Consider the following 19,875-nt stretch of genomic DNA (forward strand, 5'->3'; position numbering starts at 1 on the left):
GCGGCGCAGGGCGTGCTGGGCCTGCTGCTGGTGCTGCCGGTGCTGCTGGCGCGGTGCGGCCGGACGGCCGCCGCCGCGGCGGGGGCGTCGGCCGGGGCCGCCGCGGTGCTCGGGCCGCTCGCCCTGGGGCGCTCCGCCCCGGAGGCCTGGCTGCTCGGCGGCGGCACCGTCGCGGCGGCGCTGCTGGCGTACGCCGGGGCGGTGCTCGGCCGGGCCGGCTCGCACCGCTGAGTGCCGTCCGCCGACACCGTCCACCCGCTCCGTCGCTCCACCGCGGGGATCCGCCGCGTGATCCCCGCTCTCGTCCCGTTCGTTGAACTCAGTCCGCCAGGTCGTCCCGAACTGGCTTCGTGGAAGGACACCCCCGATGAGGGTGCTGCTGCTGGGCGCCGACGGCTTCATCGGCCGCCGGGTCACCGATCGTCTGCTGATGGACCAGGAGTTGCAGGTGACGGTGCTCGGCCGGCGCGACTCGGCCGACATCCGCTTCGACCTGACCACGGGGAGCCCGGGCGCGCTGGCCCGGTTCCTGGACGCGGTCGCGCCGCAGGTGGTGATCAACTGCGCGGGCGCCACCTACGGCAGCTCGCGCACCCTGATCCGGTCGAACACGCTGGCCGTCGCGACCGTCTGCGAGGCCATCCGGCGCAGCCGGGAGCCGGCCCGGCTGGTGCACGTCGGCTCGGCCGCCGAGTACGGGCCGGTGCCCGGCGGGGTGCCGGTGTCCGAGCAGGCCGAGCCGCGGCCGGTCGGCCCGTACGGGGTGTCCAAGCTGGCCGGGACGGAGCTGGTGCTGGCCTCCGGCCTGGACGCGGCGGTGCTGCGGGTTTTCGACGTGGTGGGCCCGGGGGCGCCGACCGCCTCGCTGTTCGGGCGGCTGGCCGAGGGCCTGCGGCGGGCGCTGGAGCGGGACGAGCACCAGGTGCGGATGCCGGACCTGTCCGGATACCGGGATTTCGTGGACGTGCGGGACGTCGCGCGGGCCATCCGGGCGGCCGCGGTGTCGGCCGCCACCGGGGTGATCAACATCGGCAGCGGGCACGCCGTGCGGGCCCGGGACGCGGCCCAGCTGCTGGTGCGGGCCTCGGGCTTCGAGGGGCAGATCGTCGAGGAGAACCGGCAGGTCCTGCTGCCCGCGCAGGCCGCCGGGGCGGGCGGCGACCACCTGCCCGGCCACCACCTGCCGGGTCACCGGCCGGAGGGGCACCGCCCGGAGGGCCGGGCGGTGCCGGGCGAGCCGGTGCCGTGGCGGCAGGCGGACGTGCGCACCGCCCGGGACCGTCTCGGATGGCGGACGCAGGTGCCGCTGGAGGAGTCGCTGGGCGACGTGTGGCTGGAGACGGCCTGCCGGGTGTGAGCGTGCCGAGCGGTGCCCCGGGCCCGTCAACCACGGGCTCGGGGCGCCTTTCCGGGGCCCCGCCGCCGGTTCCACGATCCGGTGCCGCCCGTCTCGCCCATCGGACGAGCTGTCTCGGAATAGCGACGGGGCGTGACACTGTTGGCCTAGACAGCCACCCGAGTGGCGGAGCAGCAACCCGCAGCGCGGTTGGCCCTGGCCACCCGAACAAGACCCATCGGAGTCCCCGTGTCGTTGCCACCCCTGGTCGAGCCGGCCGCCGAGCTCACCGTTGACGAGGTCCGCCGGTACTCCCGCCACCTGATCATCCCGGACGTGGGCATGGCGGGGCAGAAGCGGCTGAAGAACGCCAAGGTGCTGTGCGTCGGCGCCGGCGGCCTCGGCTCGCCGGCCCTGCTGTACCTGGCCGCCGCCGGTGTCGGCACGCTGGGCATCGTCGAGTTCGACGTGGTCGACGAGTCGAACCTGCAGCGCCAGGTGATCCACGGCCAGTCGGACGTCGGCCGGTCCAAGGCGGAGTCGGCCCGCGACTCGGTCAAGGAGATCAACCCGTACGTCGACGTGGTGCTGCACGAGGAGCGCCTCGACAACTCCAACGTCATGGAGATCTTCTCCGGCTACGACCTGATCGTGGACGGCACCGACAACTTCGCCACCCGCTACCTGGTGAACGACGCCGCGGTGCTGCTCGGCAAGCCGTACGTGTGGGGCTCGATCTACCGCTTCGACGGCCAGGCCAGCGTGTTCTGGGCCGAGCACGGCCCCTGCTACCGCTGCCTCTACCCGGAGGCCCCGCCGGCGGGCATGGTCCCCTCCTGCGCCGAGGGCGGCGTGCTGGGCGTGCTGTGCGCGTCCATCGGCTCGATCCAGGTCAACGAGGCGATCAAGCTGCTCGCCGGCATCGGCGACCCGCTGGTCGGCCGGCTGGTGATCTACGACGCCCTGGAGATGAACTACCGCCAGGTGAAGGTCCGCAAGGACCCGAACTGCGCCGTCTGCGGCGAGAACCCGACGGTCACCGAGCTGATCGACTACGAGGCCTTCTGCGGCGTCGTGTCGGAGGAGGCGCAGGCCGCCGCCGCCGGTTCGACCATCACCTCGCAGCAGCTCAAGCAGTGGCAGGACGACAAGGAGGACATCTACCTCATCGACGTCCGCGAGCCCGGCGAGTACGAGATCGTCAACATCCCCGGCGCGGTGCTGATCCCGAAGAACGAGTTCCTGATGGGCGACGCGCTGGAGAAGCTGCCGCAGGACCGGAAGATCGTGCTGCACTGCAAGTCGGGCGTGCGCTCGGCCGAGGTGCTGGCCGTGGTGAAGGCCGCCGGCTTCGGCAACGCCGTGCACCTGGGCGGCGGCGTGCTCGGCTGGGTGAACCAGATCGAGCCGCACAAGCCGGTCTACTGACCGACGCCCCCACCGTGGAAGGGCCCGCCGTCCGGCGGGCCCTTTTCCGTCCTCCGGTGCGCGCGGGGAGGTCGGCGGCGCCCGGGGCGGCTCAGAGCGCCTTCTTGCGCTGGAGCACGTTGTAGGCGATCCAGCCCGGCAGCACCGGCAGCCAGAAGGTGAGCGCCCGGTAGAGGAAGACCGCCGGCGTGGCGATCGTGGGGGAGACGTCGGCGACGGTCAGGGCGCCGATCAGGGCGACCTCGACCGGGCCGATGCCGCCGGGGGTGGGGATCGCCGAGCCGGCCGCGTTGGCGGTCAGGAAGACCACCGCGACGGCCGAGAAGCTGACGTCGCCGCCGAAGGCCTGCACCGAGAAGTCCAGGCAGGCGGTGAAGGAGAGGGTCAGCAGCAGGATGCCGCCGAAGCCGGTGACGAGCTTGCTGGGCGTCTGCATCAGGTCGAGCATCCGCGGCACCACGCCGAAGAACAGCGAGCGCAGCCGGCCCAGCACGAACCGGCGCAGCGGCGCGACGGCGGCCACCACCAGGGCGAGCACGGCGGCGCTCAGCACGCCGATGATCACCGCGCGGGAGGCGGAGAGGTCGCCGTTGGTCTGGCTGCCGGTGATCAGGCCGAAGCTGAACAGCAGCAGCAGGTGCCCGGCCAGGCCCGCCAGTTGGGAGGCGCCGACCGAGGCCACCGCCTGGCCGGAGCGGATGCCGGCCCGCTGCAGGTACCGGGTGTTGAGCGCGATGCCGCCGATCGCGGCGGGGGCGACCAGCTTGACGAAGGAGCCGGCCAGCTGGGCGGCGACGGTGCGCCGGAACGGCAGCCGCTCGGGGACGAAGCCGGTCAGGCTCATCGCGGCGGCGACGTAGCTGAAGGCGGCGGCGAGCAGGGCGGCCGCGGCCCAGGCCCAGTTCATCTGGGAGAGCTTCAGCTGGGCCGGCTTGATGGTGGTCAGGGCCAGGTACGCGGCGAAGGTCAGCGCGATCACCATGATCAGGCTCTTCGGCTTCAGCCGTTCCAGCTTGACCGGGGCCATCGGGGCCTCGGGGGCGATCTGGAGGATCTGGCCGCGGATGCGGCTCAGCAGGTCCTCGCCGGCCACCGCGATGTCCTCCTCGGCCTGCTGCTGGGTGCGCTCGCCGGCGGCGACCTGCTCCAGCGCCCTGGCCCGGGCGGCGGTCTTGCGCTCCTTGGTGAGCTTGGCGAGGTCGACCCGGGTGGAGCGGCTCATCCCGACCGGCTGGAGCAGCGGCAGCGCCTGGGCGACCCGCTCGGCGCCGAGCACCGCGTTGGCGGTGGCGACGGCGCGCTCCGGGCCGATCCGCAGCGCGAAGGTGGTGAGCAGCTGGGCGACGTCGATGCGCAGCGTCAGGTCGGTGGCGGCGATGTCGCCGCCGGAGAGGTTGACCAGGCAGCCGGTGCGCTCGTCCACCACCAGCAGCGACTCGCCGGTCAGCCGGCGGTGGGCGATCCGGCGCTCGTGCAGGGCGGCCACCGACTGCCAGACCGAGGCCATCACCGGGTCGGTGACCTCCTCGTCGGCCAGCTCGTCCAGGGTGCGGCCCTCGACGTTCTCGTACACCAGGATCGCGGCGTCCGGGCCGAGCTCGGAGGTGGCGACCAGCTGCGGCGCGCGGGCGCCCGAGGCGGCCGCCGCGTACGCGATCAGGGCCTCCTGCTCCAGCGCCTGGCGCAGCGACTGGGGGCTGCGGCGCACCGCGACCGAGCGCAGCCGCAGCCGCCGCCAGGCCCGGTAGAAGAAGCCGGAGGCCTGCTGCTCGCGGTCGATGATGTGCACGTCCAGCGGGGGCCCGCCCTGCTGGGTGACGTGGTAGCGGCGGGTGCCGCCGGGGGCGTCGGGGGCGCGCACGGCGCCGGCCGGGGTGAAGCCGACCTTGCGCAGGCCGATCATCAGGTGCTGGCCGGTGGGCCGGATGTTGGGGGAGCCGATCGCGTACAGCGTGCCGTAGGCGACGGACCAGCCGATCAGCACGGTGAGCATCAGCGACAGCGGGGTGGTGTAGCCGCCGAGCAGCTCGGTGACCCCGCTGAAGACCACCACCACCCACAGGGCGACCCGCCAGCGGGGTCTGCTCGACATGCCGACGGCGGTCATGTAGGCGATCACCGGGGCGAGGTAGCCGTGCACCGGGTCGGTGAGGGTGCCGTTGCTGTCCAGGGGCAGCCTGGTCAGCGCGTCCCGGGTGTGCTCGGAGGCGCCCTCGGCCACCCACCAGTCGATGCCGAGCGAGACGCCGTACGCCAGCACCGAGGCGAGCACGCCGTCGGCGACCCGCAGGCCGTCGCGTTTGATCAGCCGTTCGACGGCGAAGGCCAGCGGCACGGCGAGCACCGCGACGCTGGAGAGCAGGCCGGTGATGGTGGAGAACACCGCGGAGAAGTGCGGCGCGTTGGAGGCGATGTCCTGTTCGATGCCGCTGGTGGTCCCGGTGGCGATGCCGGCCAGCACGAAGACGGCGACTATCCCGAGGACGCCGGCCAGGAAGCGGATCAGGTCGGACGGGCGGTGCGCGCGGGCGGCGAGCAGCGGCTCGTCGACGTCCAGGTGCGGGGCCTCGTCCAGCGGGTCGTGGTCCGCCGGCTCGTGGTCCGGCGGCCGGGTGTCCTCGGACGGGACGGCAGGGGTCGTCGGGAGCGCCGGCTCCGGGGCCGAGGTGGTCTCGGCCGCGGGAGGGCCGGGCTGTTCGGGGGCCTTCGCGGGCGCGGGGGTCTTGATCGTTCGGTCCTTGATCAGGGAGACTTCCGGCGTCGGGCCCGGTTCGGGCCGGCCTTCGCTCTCGTTCCCGGGCGTCGACGGCACGGCGGAGGCGGACTCGTCGGAGTCCTTGTCCACGCCCACGTCAGCCGTCCCGGTCATCTGGTCTTGTCCTCGTATCACCACTCACCGCCCCGGAAGATGGTGGCATGCCCCGGCGTCCCGTGCGGGACAGGGGGCGGATCGGGCGCGGCGGATCGTACGCACCGGGCCACGGACGCGCCCCTGTAAGGAAGAATGCCGCAGGTGACGGACGCAACACACGACGGTCTTCCGGACGCCCTGCCGCCGTTCGCCGAACTGGTGCTCGACCTGACCGAGCGGATTCCACCCGGCAGGGTGATGACCTACGGCGACGTCGCCGAGTACCTCGGCCAGGGCGGCCCCCGGCAGGTCGGCCGGGTGATGGCACTGTACGGCGGCTCGGTGCCCTGGTGGCGGGTGATCCGCGCGGACGGCCGCCTGCTGCCCGGGCACGAGCAGCGCGCCCTCGCCCACTACGGCGACGAGGGCACCCCGCTGCGCGAACTCGCCGACCCGCCCCGGGTCGACCTGAAGCGGGCCCGCTGGGACGGCGCGCAGGCGTAGGCCCGGCCCGGGTCGCATTGTGCCGAAACCGCCGCGCGGACGGGAATGACGGGGCAGGATCGTAGGCTCGGTACGGGCGGGCCCGACGGGTCCGCCTCCGCCGTGCCCCACCGTTCGACCCCCAGGACCAGTTCGTGAGCTCCCCCTACCGGCTCGTGCGCAGCCCGCTCGTCCAGCCCGACCCACCCGTGCTGGACGCCTACCAGCGCGCCGTGGTCGAGCACACCGGCGGGCCGCTGCTGGTGCTGGCCGGACCGGGCACGGGCAAGACCACCACCCTGGTCGAGGCGGTCGCCCGGCGGATCGAGGACGGCACCGACCCCGAGCGGATCCTCGTCCTCACCTTCAGCCGCAAGGCCGCCACCGAGCTGCGCGACCGGATGTCCGGCCGGCTCGGCGGCTCGGCCGCCGCCCCGCAGGCCACCACCTTCCACTCCTTCTGCTACGCCCTGCTGCGCGCCCACCAGGACCCGGCGGACTACGCCGAGCCGCTGCGGCTGCTCTCCGGCCCCGAGCAGGACGTCATGGTCCGCGAGCTGCTGGCCGGCGGCGCCGAGGACGCCAAGCACGGCAGCACCCGCATCGAGTGGCCGCTGGACCTGCGGGCCTGCCTGACCACCCGCGGCTTCGCCGACGAGGTCCGCGCCGTCCTCGCCCGCAGCCGCGAACTCGGCCTCGGTGAAGCCGAACTGGAACGCTTCGCGCAGGGCGTCCAGCGCCCCGACTGGGCCGCCGCCGCGCACTTCCTGGCCGACTACCTCGACGTCCTCGACCTGCGCGGCGTCCTCGACTACGCCGAGCTCGTCCACCGCGCCGTGCTGCTCGCCGAGCGCCCCGAGGTCGGCGAGCAGCTGCGGCGGCGCTACGAGGTCGTCTTCGTCGACGAGTACCAGGACACCGACCCCTCCCAGGTCCGGCTGCTGCGCCAGCTGGCCGGCGGCGGGCGCGACCTCGTCGCGGTCGGCGACCCGGACCAGTCGATCTACGCCTTCCGCGGCGCCGACATCAACGGCATCCTCGACTTCCCGCAGGCCTTCCGGCGGGCCGACGGCAGCCCCGCCGAGGTCAAGGTGCTGCGGGTGTCCCGCCGCTCCGGCGCCGTGCTGCTCGCCGCCTCCCGGGAAGTCGCCCGCCGGATGCCGATGGGCCGGCTGCCCGCCGACAAGCTCGCCCAGCACCGCGCCCTGCTGCCCTCCCGTGAGGGCGGCAGGGTCGAGGTCTACACCTACCCGACCCCCGGCGCCGAGCTGGACTCGATCGCCGACCTGCTGCGCCGCGCCCACCTGGAGGACGGCGTGCCCTGGGGCGAGATGGCCGTGCTCGTCCGGGCCGGCGCCCGCTCCATCCCCGGCGTGCGGCGGGCGCTCGGCGCGGCCGGCGTCCCGCTGGAGATCGACGGCGACGACCTGCCGCTGCGCGAGGAGCCGGCCGTCGCCCAGCTGCTGCTCGCCCTGCGGGCCTGCGCCGAGCAGGCCGCCCGGGACAAGCAGGGCGACCCGGACGCCCCCGACCCGCTCACCACCGACGTGGCGCACGCCCTGCTCACCGGCCCGCTCGGCGGCCTCGACGGCTCCGACCTGCGCCGGCTCGGCCGCGCCCTGCGCGAGGAGGAACGCGCCGCGCTGCGCGCCGACGCCGGGGCCCGTCTTCAAACTCCCGCCTGCGGGGCGGACGACGGGCGGTTGAAGACAGGCCCCCGCGCCGCCGCCGTCCCGCGCCCGGCCGCCGAGCTGATCCGCGAGGCCCTCGCCGAACCCGAGCGCCTCGTCGCCCTCGACCCCGCGCACGCCCGCCGCGCCCGCGACCTCGGCACCCTGCTGCGCAAGGTCCGCGAACAGCTGGCCGGCGGCTGCACCGCCGAGGAGGCGCTCTGGGAGCTGTGGGACGGCAGCCGGCGCTGGCGCGAGCGGCTGGAACGGGCCGCCCTGCGCGGCGGCGCGGCCGGCCGCAACGCCGACCGCGACCTGGACGCGCTGTGCGCCCTGTTCGAGACCGCGGCCCGGGCCGAGGAGCAGGTCACCGGCCACCGCAGCGCCCTGGACCTGCTCGCCGAACTCGAAGCCCAGGACATCGCCGCCGACACCCTCACCGTCCGGGCGGTGCGCCCCGAGGCGGTGCGCCTGATGACGGCCCACCGCTCCAAGGGCCTGGAGTGGCGCCTGGTCGTGGTGGCCGGGGTCCAGGACGGCCTCTGGCCCGACCTGCGCCGCCGCGGCTCCCTGCTGGAGGCCGACCGGATCGGCCGCGACGGCCTCGCCGAACCGCTCTCCCCGGGCGCCCTGCTCGGCGAGGAGCGCCGGCTCTTCTACGTCGCCGCGACCCGCGCCAAGGAGCGGCTGATCGTCACCGCCGTCAAGGCTCCCGCCGACGACGGCGACGAACCGTCCCGCTTCCTGCGCGAGCTCTACCGCGAGGACGTCGACCCCCGGACCGGCAAGGTGGTCCGCCGCACCCCGCCGGTCACCGTCGAGGACGTCACCCACCGCCCGCGCCGCCCGCTGTCCGTCGCCGCACTGGTCGCCGAACTGCGCGCCGTCACCGTCGACCCCGCCCGCTCGCCCGAACTGCGCCGCGCCGCCGCCGAACGGCTCGCCACCCTGGCCGCCGCCACCGACGAGGACGGGCTGCCGCTGGTGCCCGCCGCCCAGCCCGAGCGGTGGTGGGGCCTGGACGACCCCACCACCGCCCCCGAACCGCTGCGCAGCGCCGACGTGCCGGTCCGGCTGTCCGGCAGCGGGCTGGAACAGCTGGAGAGCTGCTCCCTGCAGTGGTTCCTGGACAAGGAGGTCAAGGCGCGCGGCGCGGGCTCGGCCGCCCAGGGCTTCGGCAACGTGGTGCACGCCCTCGCCGACGAGGTCGGCTCCGGCCGCACCCCGGCCGACCTCGCCGTGCTCATGGAGCGGCTGGACACCGTCTGGGACGCGCTGGCCTTCGACGCGCCCTGGAAGTCCCAGCAGGAGAAGACCGAGGCCCGCGCCGCCCTGGAGCGCTTCCTCAACTGGCACGTCCTGGAGCGGGGCCGGGACCTCGTCGCCACCGAGCACGGCTTCGACGTCACCCTCGACGTCGGCGGCGTCGCGGTGCGCATCCGCGGCTCGATGGACCGGGTGGAGAAGGACGCGGCCGGGCGCGCCTACGTGGTCGACTTCAAGACCGGCAAGCAGATACCCACCGACAAGTCGCTGCCCGAGCACAAGCAGCTCGCCGTCTACCAGCTCGCCGTCCGGGCCGGCGCCCTGAACGAGCTGCCCGGCTTCACCGGGCACCCGCCGGACACCGGCGGCGCCGAACTGGTCCACCTGCGCGAGCCCGCCGCCAAGGCCGCCTCGGACGCCCCCAAGGTGCAGCGGCAGGAGCCGCCGGAGGGCGAGCCCTGGATCGAGAACCTGCTCGCCGAGGCGGCCGGGAAGGTCCTCGCCGAGCGCTTCGTCCCGCGGACCGGCGCGGGCTGCGACCGCTGCGCCTTCCGCCGCAGCTGCTCCGCCCAGCGCGACGGCACCCAACTCGTCGAGTAGGGGGGCGGGCGGGGAACGGCCGGGCGGGGTTTGTCCGTCGCTCCGGTTACGGTTGCGGGGTGACCGCCGTGCTCAGCCATCCCAACCAGCTCAAGGAGCTGCTGGGGATCCCGTTCAACCGGGAGCAGATGGCGGCCATCGGCGCCCCCCTGGAACCGGCCGTGATCGTGGCCGGCGCCGGCTCCGGCAAGACCACGGTGATGGCCGCCCGCGTGGTCTGGCTGGTCGGCTCCGGTGCCGTACGGCCCGAGGAGGTGCTCGGCCTCACCTTCACCAACAAGGCCGCCGGCGAGCTCTCCGAGCGCGTGCGGGCCTCACTGCGTCTCGGCGGGCAGGGGGCGCCCCCGGACGAGGACTGGGGGAGGGCCGCCGACCGGGCCGCCGCCGAGCCGCTCGGCGACCCGGAGATCTCCACCTACCACGCCTTCGCCGGGCGCCTGCTCAAGGAGCACGGCCTGCGGATCGGCATCGAGCCGGACGTCCGGCTGCTCGCCGACGCCACCCGCTTCCAGCTCGCCGCCAAGGTGCTGCGCACCGCCCGCGGCCCGTTCCCCGCCCTCACCGGCACCTTCTCCAACCTGGTCGCCGACCTGGCCGCGCTGGACGGCGAACTCGCCGAGCACCTGGTCGAGCCGCAGACCCTGCGCGAGTTCGACGAGCGGCTGCTGGACACCCTCGCCACCGTCAAGTTGACCAACGACGACCTGCGGGCCGTCCCGGTCACCGCCCGGGCCCGGCTGGAGCTGCTGCGCCTCGTCGAGGACTACCGGCGCCGCAAGCGCTCCGCCGGGCTGATGGACTTCGGCGACCAGATCGCCGCCGCCGCCCGCCTGGCCCAGCAGCGCCCGGAGGTCGGCGAGCTGCTGCGCGACCAGTTCAAGGTGGTGCTGCTGGACGAGTACCAGGACACCTCGGTCGCCCAGCGGCTGATGCTCGCGGGCCTGTTCGGCGCCCCCTCCGACGGCGCCCGCACCGGCAGCGGCCACCCGGTGACCGCCGTCGGCGACCCCTGTCAGGCGATCTACGGCTGGCGCGGCGCCTCCGTGGCCAACCTCGACGAGTTCCCCCGGCACTTCCCGAAGGCCGACGGCCGCCCCGCCGCCCGCTACGCGCTCAGCGAGAACCGCCGCAGCGGCGGCCGGCTGCTCGCCTTCGCCAACGAACTCGCCGCCCCGCTGCGGGAGATGCACGAGGGCGTGGAGGCGCTGCGCCCGGCCCCCGGCGCCGAGCGGGACGGCTTCGTGCGGGCGGCGCTGCTGCCCACCCACGCCGAGGAGGTCGACTGGCTGGCCGACTCGATCGCGCACCTGGTGCGCACCGGCACCGCGCCCGGCCGGATCGCCGTGCTGTGCCGCGGCGGCGCGGCCTTCCCGGACATCCACGCCGCGCTGGTCGCCCGGGAGGTGCCGGTCGAGGTGGTGGGCCTGGGCGGGCTGCTGCAGCTGCCCGAGGTGGCCGACCTGGTGGCGGTCTGCGAGGTGCTGCAGGACCCGACCGCCAACGCGGCGCTGGTGCGCCTGCTGATCGGCCCGCGCTGGCGGATCGGCCCGCGCGACCTCGCGCTGCTCGGCCGCCGGGCCGCCGACCTGGTGCGCACCGACCGGCCGGAGGGCGTCGAGGCGCTGGCCGCGGCGGTCGCCGAGGCCGATCCGACCGAGGTGGTCTCGCTGGCCGACGCGGTGGAGACCTTCCTGGACCCCTCGGCCGGTGAGGAGGGGAAGCCGGACGAGCTGCCGTTCTCCGCCGAGGCCCGGGTGCGTTTCGCCCGGCTCGCCGTCGAGCTGCGCGAACTGCGGCGCTCGCTCGCCGACCCGCTGATGGACGTGCTGCACCGGGTGCTGTCCGTCACCGGGCTGGAGGTCGAACTCGCCGCCTCCCCGCAGGCCCTGGCCGCCCGGCGGCGGGAGACCCTGTACGCCTTCCTGGACGTCGCCGCCTCCTTCGCCGACCTCGACGGCGACCCGGGCCTGGCCGCCTTCCTCGGCTTCCTGCGCGCCGCCCAGGAGTACGACCGCGGCCTGGACAGCAGCCTGCCCGGCGGCGAGGACACCGTGAAGGTGCTCACCGCACACAAGTCCAAGGGCCTGGAGTGGGACGTGGTGGCCGTCCCCGGTCTGGTGCGGGGCGCGTTCCCCTCGTCGAGCCCGCGCGAACGCTGGACGAGCACCAAGCGGGTGCTCCCGCACGCCCTGCGCGGCGACGCCGAAACTCTGCCCGACGTCCGCGGCGGGTGGAACGGGAAGTCGATGGCGGCGTTCAAGAGGGAGCTGGCCGACCACTCCGGCGTCGAGGAACTGCGCCTGGGCTACGTGGCGTTCACCCGGCCCAGGTCGCTGCTGCTGGCCTCCGGGCACTGGTGGGGGCCGAGCCAGAAGACCGTCCGCGGCCCGTCCGACTTCCTGGAGCGGCTGCGCGAGCACTGCGAGCGGCCCGGCGCGGGCGAGGTCGAGCACTGGGCCGAGCAGCCGGAGAAGGGCGCCGAGAACCCGGCGCTGGCCGCCCCCGTCGAGCGTCCCTGGCCGCTGCCGCTGGACCCGGCCGCCCAGCACGCCCGCCGCCGGGTCGCCGGGGTGGTGCGCGCCCGGGTGGCGGGGGCGCCCGCCCCCGAAGCCGAGGAGACGGCCCCCGAGGACCAGCGTCAGGTCGCCTCCTGGGACCGCGATCTGACGGCGCTGCTGGGCGAGTTGGAGCGGTCCCGGCGCACCGCGCGGGACGTGCCGCTGCCCGCCGCGCTGTCCGCCACCCAGCTGCTGCGGCTGGCCGCGGACCCGGACGGCTTCGCGCACGAGCTGGCCCGCCCGATGCCGCGCCCCCCGCAGCCGGCGGCCCGGCGCGGCACCCGCTTCCACGCCTGGGTGCAGTCCCGGATCGAGCCGCTGCTGCTGGTCGAGCCCGGCGTGCTGCCCGGCGCCGACGACGACGGCATCGAGGACGAGCAGGACCTGGAGCGGCTCAAGGAGGCGTTCCTGCGCACCCCGTACGCCCGGCGCAAGCCCCACCGGGTGGAGGTGCCGTTCCAGCTGGTGCTGGCGGGTCGGGTGGTGCGGGGACGGATCGACGCGGTCTACCGGGAGGATGACGCGTTGTCGGAATCCGGTGGTGCGTCACGCTACGAAGTGGTGGACTGGAAAACCCATCGGGAGGAGACCGCCGACCCGTTGCAGCTCGCGGTCTACCGGCTGGCCTGGGCCGAGCACGCGGGCGTCGATCCCGAGCAGGTCACGGCGTCGTTCCTGTACGTCCGCAGTGGCCGGATCGTCCGTCCGGCAGGACTTCCCGACCGAAAAGAGTTGGAACGGCTCCTGATCGGGAACAGTGACTATTGAGTCACGCAGAGCATCCAAGTCATCATGCCAGTGCCCGAAACCTGTGCGTCATGCACGTTTCGCGCCTATTGTGGGGTCGGTAACCGGTCAACCCCCGTACTCCGGCCGCCAGCGAGGCCCGCATTCCCTGACCCTCAGTCATCACCGCAGGTGCCCTCGGGCATCGGCGTCTTCTGCTGGAGAGACCGAAGTTGAGCGCGACCGGATGGATCAGAGAGCGGTTCACCGGGCCGACACCGGGGCCCGCTCCGCGCGCGACCGGCACCTGGCCGAGGACGGCGCTGGCGCTGCCGTTCCTCGGCATGGTGCTGATCGTCGCCCTCGACTACCTCAGCGGCACCGAGGTGACGGTCGAACCGGCCCTCACCGCCGTACCCGCGCTGGCCGCCGTGGTCAGCCGCCGAACCTGGTACCCGCTCGCCATCGGTCTGGGTACCGAGGCGGCGGCCTTCCTGATGGCCTTCCGCGGCGACACGCTCGGCGAGTCCGTGCACGCCGCCAGCGTCTTCGCGATCCTGCTCGTCGCCGCGATCGGCTGGGTCAGCGCCACCCTGAGGCTGCGCCAGGAACGGGCGCTGGCCGACGCCCAGCTGGTCGCCTCGATCGCCCGCCGGGTGCTGCTGCGGCCCGTCCCCGAGCGGGTCGGCACCGTCCGGGCGGCCGTCCACTACGAGGCCGCCGCCGCGCACGCCCGGATCGGCGGCGACCTCTACGAGGTGGTCAACACCCGGCACGGGGTGCGGGCGGTGGTCGGGGACGTGCGCGGCAAGGGCCTCGGCGCGGTGGAGACGGCCGCCGCCGTGCTCGGGGCCTTCCGCGAGGCCGCCCACCAGGAGGCCGCCCTGGACCGGGTGGCCGGCTGGCTGGCCGTCAGCCTCGACCGCGCCCTGCACGAGAACGACCACCCGGGCGTGGAGGAGGAGTTCGTCACCCTGGTGCTGATCGGCGTCGGGCCCGACGGCGCCGCGGAGATCGTCAACTGCGGTCATCCCGCCCCGCTGCTGCTGCGCGGCGGGGAGGTCCGGCCGCTCGAACTCGCCGAGACCGTACCGCCGCTGGGCGTCCTCGACCCGGTCGACGTCCGCCCGCCGGTGCACCGGCTGCTGCTCCAGGGCGACGACCGGGTGCTGCTGTTCACCGACGGGGTGATCGAGGCCCGTGACCGCGCGGGCGTCTTCTACCCGCTCGCCGAACGCTTCCCGCACTGCGCGGCCGGCCGCCCGGCCGACGTCCTGCAGCGGCTGCACGAGGACGTGGTGCGCCACGTCGGGCGCCAGCTCGGCGACGACGCGGCCATGCTGCTGCTCCAGTTCGACCCCCCGCACGCGCTCGGGCCGGGGGAGCCCCGGGCCGCCACCACCGTCCACCTCCCGCAGCAGGCCGGGGTCCTGGCGCGCCAGTAGGCGTCCGGGGCCGCCCTTACAACGACACCTCGACCAGCAGCGGGCGGTGGTCCGACACCGTCGCGCGCGGCGCCGCCGCCGGCCCGACCGCCGTGCGCGGCACACCGATCCCCAGCACGTGGTCGAACTGCACCGCGGGCCGGTGCGAGGGGTAGGTCGGCGTGCGCGCCAGGTCGTACCAGCCCTGCAGGCGGGGGCGCGGCTCGCGCACCCGGCGCCGGCGCGCCTCGGTCAGGGCCGGCCGGGCCCGCCGGGCCGCCCGCAGCTCGCGCACCCGCACCCGCGGCGCGGTGCGCTCCAGCGCCGTCGCCCCGCCGAGCACCGTGCGGGGCACGGCCCCGACCAGGTTGAAGTCGCCCAGGACCAGGTACGGCTGCGGCAGGTCGGCGATCCAGCGCCGGATGCCGGCCAGCTGCGCCATGTTCCAGCCGGGGACGAAGGACAGGTGCGCCGCCACCACGGTGAACGGCCCGCGGTCGCCCTCCAGGACGGCCGCCAGCGCCGCCCGCGGCTCGTCCGGCACCGGGGTCAGTCCGCGCCGCCCGGCCACCCGCAGCGGCAGCCCGAACGGCGCCGGGGCGAAGCGCCGGGCGCGCCAGTGCCGCACCGGGAGCCGCGTCAGCAGTGCCGTCCCGTACGAGGGCGGGGCGCCGTCGCCCATCTCGCCGGGCCCGTACACCCGCAGGCCTCCCGGCCCGGACGGCTCCGGCACCCAGCCCGCGACCGGCGCCGGGCGGCCGTGCAGGGCGGCGGCGAAGCGCCAGTCCTTGGCGCCCATGGCCGCGGCGGCCACCGCCGCCTGGTCGGTGCCGCCGGAGCGCGCCTGGTACCGGTCGACCTCCTGGAGTGCCAGCACGTCGGCGTCCAGCGCGGCCACCGCGTCGGCCAACGGCTCGCCGGCGTCGGACGGGTAGGGCCGCGGGGTGCCGTCCGGGGCGAGCGGCTGGCCGTGCAGGAGGTTGAAGGTGGCGATGCGCAAGTGGCTCACACCGCACGACGGTACCCGCTCCCCCGACCGGGTGGGCGCGGCTTGAGACGGTAGGGCATACCGGGTATACATACTCGGTATGTCCATCCGTCACGGTCTGCTCGCCCTGCTCGACCAGGGCCCTCGCTACGGCTACCAGCTGCGCACCGAGTTCGAGGCGCGCACCGGCGCCACCTGGCCGCTCAACGTCGGGCAGGTCTACACCACGCTGTCGCGGCTGGAGCGCGACGGGCTGGTCGAGCCCGCGGGGGAGGACGGTGAGGGCCACCAGTTCTACGCTGCCACCGACGCCGGCCGGGAAGAGCTGCGGACCTGGTTCGACACCCCGGTGCCCCGGACCAACCCCCCGCGCGACGAACTGGCGATCAAGCTCGCCATGGCGGTGACCGTCCCCGGGGTCGACGTCTCCGCCGTCGTCCAGGGCCAGCGCCGGCACAGCATCAAGGCGCTCCAGGACTACACCCGGCTCAAGGGCCGCGCCCTCGCGGGGGAGAAGCGCCCCGGCGCCACGCCCTCCGCCAGCAACGACCTGGCCTGGCTGCTCGTCCTCGACCAGCTCATCTTCCAGACCGAAGCCGAGATCCGCTGGCTCGACCACTGCGAGACCCGGCTCGCCCAGCAGGCCGAACTCCTGCAGACCCGCACCGCCGAGGCCGCCCGCGACGGCGCCGCGCCCGCCAGGCGCGGGCGCCGCCTGCGCGCCTGAGCCCCCGCGGCAACCGAACCACCATGCTCGGCCCCGACGCCGAGCGCACACCCAGTACGAGGGGGGAATCCATGTCCCACACCCAAGAGGCCCGGCAGACGCCGGTGCTCCACCTGGAGAACGTCACCCGCGTCCACGGCCACGGCGCCGCCGAGGTCCAGGCCCTGCGCGGCGTCGACCTCAAGGTCCACCCCGGCGAGTTCGTCGCCGTCATGGGCCCCTCGGGCTCCGGCAAGTCGACCCTGCTCACCCTGGCCGGCGGCCTGGACACCCCGAGCGGCGGCCGGGTCCTGGTCGAGGGCGTCGCCCTGGGCGAGCTCGACCGCAAGAAGCTCGCCCGGGTCCGCCGCCGCTCCGTCGGCTACGTCTTCCAGGACTACAACCTGATACCGGCGCTCACCGCCGCCGAGAACATCTCGCTGCCGCGCGAACTCGACGGGCTGTCCACCCGCGCCGCCCGCCGCGAGGCCCTCGCCGCCCTGGAGGAGCTCGGCATCCCCGAACTCGCCGACCGCTTCCCCGACGACATGTCCGGCGGTCAGCAGCAGCGCGTCGCCATCGCCCGCGCCCTGATCGGCGACCGCCGCCTGGTCCTCGCCGACGAACCCACCGGCGCCCTCGACTCCACCACCGGCGAGGCCGTCCTCGCCGTCCTGCGCGCCCGCTGCGACGCCGGCGCCGCCGCCATGATGGTCACCCACGAGGCCCGGCACGCCGCCTGGGCCGACCGGGTCGTCTTCCTGCGCGACGGCCGGATGGTCGACGAGTCCGTCAGCCAGGACGCCGCCAGCCTGCTCGTCAGCGCCGCCACCAACAGCCTGAAGGTGGACGAGTGAAGCTCAGCGCCTGGCGGGTGGCCCTGCGCATCGCCCGCCGTGACGCCCTGCGCGCCAAGGGCCGCAGCGCCCTCGTCATCGCCATGGTCGCCCTGCCCGTCCTCGGCGTCACCGGTGCCGACGTGGTCTTCCGCAGCGCCGAGCTCACCCCCGCCGAACACGCGACGCGGGTCATGGGCCAGGCGGTCGGCGAAGTGCACATCGTCGAACGCGGCTCCTCCGTCAAGCAGGCGCCCGACCCCGAGAAGGGGCTCACCATCCAGAGCCCCAAGGACGACGCCAAGGCCGGCGAAGCCCCCACGTACACCCCCGCGCAGCAGCGCTCCCTCGACACCGCGCCCGACGAACTGGCCCGCCAACTGCTCCCGGCCGGCGCCACCCTGGTGCCCGAGCTCACCGGCCCGTTCACCGCCGCGAGCAGCTCCGAGGGCCTGATCAGCACCCGGGTCAGCGAGGCCGACCTGACCGACCCGGTCTGGCGGGGCCGGATCGACCTCCTCCAGGGCCGGGCCCCCACCGCCGACACCGAGGCCGCCGTCACCCGGGACTTCCTCAAGCGCTCCGGGCTCAGGATCGGCGACAGGACCGCCGTCCGCGGTCTGGAGAACAGCCCCTTCACCATCACCGGCGTCTACGAGTACCCCGGCGAACTGCGGGCCACCGAGCTCACCGCCCGCCCCGGCACCGTGCTCGACCGCCTCCCCAAGCCGTCGGGCGGCTCCGACGCCTCGACCGAGGACCCCGGCGAGACCACCCGCTGGCTGGTCAAGCTCCCGGCCGGGGCCTCGATCGACTGGCAGAAGGTCAAGGAGTTCAACGGGTACGGCTTCCAGGTGACCTCGCGCGCCGTGCTGGCCGACCCGCCGGCCCGTGCCGACGTCCCCTACTTCGTCGACCAGAAGCAGGACGGCAGCGGCCCCAGCTACTTCAACCGGACCGACATCGTCATCCTCGCCACCGTCGTCGGCATGGCCCTGCTGGAGATCGTCCTCCTCGCGGGCCCCGCCTTCGCCGTCGGCGCCCGGCGCTCCCGGCGGCAGCTCGGGCTGCTCGCCGCCGCCGGCGGTGAGCGCGCCAACGTCCGCGCGGTCGTGCTCGGCGGCGGCATCGTCCTCGGCATCACCGGCGCCGTGATCGGCCTGGGCCTCGGCATCGGCCTGGTCGCCCTGCTGCGCACCGCCGCCGAGGAGCGCTCCGGCCAGCGCTTCGCCCACTTCGCCCTGCCGCCGCTCGACCTGCTCGGCGTCCTCATGGTCGGGCTCGTCACCGGCCTGCTGGCCGCCGTCGTGCCCGCCGTCCAGGCCTCCCGGCAGGACGTCGTCGCCGCGCTCACCGGCCGCGACACCCTCAAGCCGCCGAGCCGCAGGCTCGCCGTCGCGGGACTGCTGACTCTCGGCGGCGGCGCCGCCCTCGCCCTGGCCGGTGCCACCAGCGGCGTCGGCAACCGCAGCTTCGCCGTCCTCGGCGGCTCGGCCCTCGCCGAGCTCGGCATGGTCGCCCTCGTGCCCTACCTGGTCGGCCTGTTCGGCCGGCTCGGCCGCTGGCTCCCGCTCGGCCCCCGGCTCGCCCTGCGCGACTCGGTGCGCCACCGCGGCCGCACCGCGCCCGCGGTGGCCGCCGTGATGGCCGCCGTCGCCGGCTCCGTGGCCGTCAGCGTCTACATCGCCAGCTTCGAGGAGCAGTACCGGCTGGAGTACACCGCCTCCGGTCCGTCCGGGGCCGTCATCCTCGGCAACGGCTGGCTGTCCGACGCCAAGCTGCTGCCGCAGATGCGCGAGGCCGTCGAACGCAGCATCCCCGACCTCGGCCCGCGCGCCGACGTCCGGCGCGTCCAGCCGAAGGTCGACTGCTCCGAGGGCAGCTACTGCGGCTACGTCAGCGTCGAGCTGCCCAAGGAGGACCGCTGCCCGCTCACGGACACGGGCGGCACCCTCTCGCTGGCCGAGAGCGAGCACGTCATGAGCACCGACAAGCGCTGCCAGGTGGACCACCGCCGGGGCAACCCGTTCAGCCAGGTCACGGCCGGGGACGCCACCCTGCTGCACAACCTCTTCGGAGTCACCGACCCGGCCCCGGGCCGGGCCCTCGCCGCCGGCAAGGCCGTGGTCTTCGACGCCCGCTACCTCAAGGACGGCAAGGCGTTCCTCCGGTACAGCAGTCCGGTGATCGGCGGCGGGAACGGCCCCGCGAGCAAGCCCGTCATCACCGAGATCACCGTGGACGCCGTCCTCGCCGAGTCCGCGCTGCCCGCCGCGGCCCAGGCCGTGGTCAGCCAGGACACCGCCACCCGGCTCGGCTTCTCCACCGCCCCGGCCGGCTCCGTCTGGCTGCCCGGCGCCATGCCCTCGGACACCGCCCAGCAGAAGGCCGACGGCGCGCTGGCCAAGCTCGTCGACCACGACGTGCTCAAGATCGAGCGCGGCTACGAGTCCCCGGCCGGGCTGATCCAGTTCGGTCTGAACGTCTTCGCCGGCATCGTCGCCCTCGGCGCGGCCGGCATCGCGACCGGACTGGCCGCCGCCGACTCCCAGCGCGACCTGACCACCCTCGCGGCGGTCGGCGCCGAGCCCCGCATCCGGCGCTCGCTGTCCGGCTTCCAGTGCGGGGTGATCGCCGCGATGGGCGCCCTGCTCGGTGTGGTCTGCGGCGTGGTGCCGGGAGTGGCGCTGCGCAAGGTCGAGGCCGCGGCGAGCAGCTACCCCGGGATGAGCCCCGAGGAGATCGCCAGCAAGGCGGCCCTGGTCTTCCCGTGGCCCACCATCGCCGCCACCGTGCTGCTGCTGCCGGTGCTCGCGGCCGGGCTCGCGGCGCTGATGACCCGCTCGCGGATCACCCTGCTGCGCCGCTCGGGCTGAGGCCCGCGCCGCCCCGGGGGCCCGGGGGCCGCGTCGGGCCCCGGGGCCCACGCCCCCCCACCCCCCCCCCCTCCGTGTTCCCCCCCCCCCCCTCCTCCTCTCCGCTGGGGGTGGGGGGGGTGCCGAC

The 19,875-nt window shown here is 75.0% G+C and carries 12 protein-coding genes; 10 read left to right on the plus strand and 2 right to left on the minus strand.

Annotation, left to right across the window (positions count from 1 at the left end; genetic code table 11):
- From ACFVGO_RS11630 to moeZ, 3 genes are all read left to right on the plus strand, one after another.
- On the plus strand, positions 1-231 hold a 231-nt coding region (locus ACFVGO_RS11630), incomplete at its 5' end, for a hypothetical protein (RefSeq protein WP_380631442.1).
- A gap of 136 nt (positions 232-367) precedes the next feature.
- Entirely contained in the window at positions 368-1,357 is a 990-nt protein-coding gene (locus tag ACFVGO_RS11635; protein ID WP_380350169.1) for an NAD-dependent epimerase/dehydratase family protein, read from the plus strand.
- A gap of 228 nt (positions 1,358-1,585) precedes the next feature.
- On the plus strand, positions 1,586-2,764 hold the full coding sequence (gene moeZ / locus ACFVGO_RS11640) for an adenylyltransferase/sulfurtransferase MoeZ (protein ID WP_359903497.1): 1,179 nt from the start codon (positions 1,586-1,588) through the stop codon (positions 2,762-2,764).
- A 91-nt stretch (positions 2,765-2,855) separates the two neighbouring features.
- On the opposite strand, the gene ACFVGO_RS11645 is transcribed toward moeZ, so the two are convergent.
- Positions 2,856-5,633 carry a flippase-like domain-containing protein gene (locus ACFVGO_RS11645; RefSeq protein WP_380631443.1) on the minus strand — a complete coding sequence of 926 codons (2,778 nt, stop codon included), beginning with the start codon at positions 5,631-5,633 and terminating at the stop codon, positions 2,856-2,858.
- A gap of 135 nt (positions 5,634-5,768) precedes the next feature.
- Here ACFVGO_RS11645 and ACFVGO_RS11650 point away from each other — a divergent pair, with 135 nt between their 5' ends.
- From ACFVGO_RS11650 to ACFVGO_RS11665, 4 genes are all read left to right on the plus strand, one after another.
- Positions 5,769-6,119: an MGMT family protein gene (locus ACFVGO_RS11650; RefSeq protein WP_380350175.1), complete on the plus strand. Its 351-nt coding sequence runs from the start codon at positions 5,769-5,771 to the stop codon at positions 6,117-6,119.
- A 134-nt stretch (positions 6,120-6,253) separates the two neighbouring features.
- Complete coding sequence (locus ACFVGO_RS11655) at positions 6,254-9,634, plus strand: ATP-dependent helicase (RefSeq protein ID WP_380631444.1); 3,381 nt, start codon at positions 6,254-6,256, stop codon at positions 9,632-9,634.
- Between the two features lie 59 nt (positions 9,635-9,693).
- Positions 9,694-12,960: a UvrD-helicase domain-containing protein gene (locus ACFVGO_RS11660; RefSeq protein ID WP_380631445.1), complete on the plus strand. Its 3,267-nt coding sequence runs from the start codon at positions 9,694-9,696 to the stop codon at positions 12,958-12,960.
- A gap of 191 nt (positions 12,961-13,151) precedes the next feature.
- Positions 13,152-14,363 (plus strand): PP2C family protein-serine/threonine phosphatase, encoded by a 1,212-nt coding sequence (locus ACFVGO_RS11665; protein ID WP_380350181.1) that lies wholly within the window; start codon positions 13,152-13,154, stop codon positions 14,361-14,363.
- A 16-nt stretch (positions 14,364-14,379) separates the two neighbouring features.
- On the opposite strand, the gene ACFVGO_RS11670 is transcribed toward ACFVGO_RS11665, so the two are convergent.
- A complete protein-coding gene (locus tag ACFVGO_RS11670) occupies positions 14,380-15,351 on the minus strand; it encodes an endonuclease/exonuclease/phosphatase family protein (protein ID WP_359903480.1) in 972 nt (323 codons plus the stop codon).
- 79 nt (positions 15,352-15,430) lie between these two features.
- On the opposite strand from ACFVGO_RS11670, the gene ACFVGO_RS11675 reads away from it, so the two are divergent.
- From ACFVGO_RS11675 to ACFVGO_RS11685, 3 genes are all read left to right on the plus strand, one after another.
- Complete coding sequence (locus ACFVGO_RS11675) at positions 15,431-16,057, plus strand: PadR family transcriptional regulator (RefSeq protein WP_359903477.1); 627 nt, start codon at positions 15,431-15,433, stop codon at positions 16,055-16,057.
- A 71-nt stretch (positions 16,058-16,128) separates the two neighbouring features.
- Positions 16,129-16,893, plus strand: coding sequence for an ABC transporter ATP-binding protein (locus ACFVGO_RS11680; protein WP_359903474.1), 765 nt, complete (start codon positions 16,129-16,131; stop codon positions 16,891-16,893).
- Positions 16,890-19,748 carry an ABC transporter permease gene (locus tag ACFVGO_RS11685; protein ID WP_380350188.1) on the plus strand — a complete coding sequence of 953 codons (2,859 nt, stop codon included), beginning with the start codon at positions 16,890-16,892 and terminating at the stop codon, positions 19,746-19,748. Before ACFVGO_RS11680 ends, ACFVGO_RS11685 begins: the two co-directional genes overlap by 4 nt.
- Positions 19,749-19,875: the final 127 nt, after the last annotated feature.

The sequence above is a fragment of the Kitasatospora sp. NPDC057738 genome (genome assembly GCF_042798815.1).
GTDB lineage: Bacteria > Actinomycetota > Actinomycetes > Streptomycetales > Streptomycetaceae > Kitasatospora > Kitasatospora lactacystinica.

Bases quoted from the DNA above. Each gene is read 5' to 3' on its own strand.
- ACFVGO_RS11650 (WP_380350175.1), top strand. From the start codon at position 5,769: ATGCCGCAGGTGACGGACGCAACACACGACGGTCTTCCGGACGCCCTG.
- ACFVGO_RS11680 (WP_359903474.1), top strand. From the start codon at position 16,129: ATGTCCCACACCCAAGAGGCCCGGCAGACGCCGGTGCTCCACCTGGAG.
- ACFVGO_RS11675 (WP_359903477.1), top strand. From the start codon at position 15,431: ATGTCCATCCGTCACGGTCTGCTCGCCCTGCTCGACCAGGGCCCTCGC.
- ACFVGO_RS11645 (WP_380631443.1), bottom strand. From the start codon at position 5,633: ATGACCGGGACGGCTGACGTGGGCGTGGACAAGGACTCCGACGAGTCC.
- ACFVGO_RS11635 (WP_380350169.1), top strand. From the start codon at position 368: ATGAGGGTGCTGCTGCTGGGCGCCGACGGCTTCATCGGCCGCCGGGTC.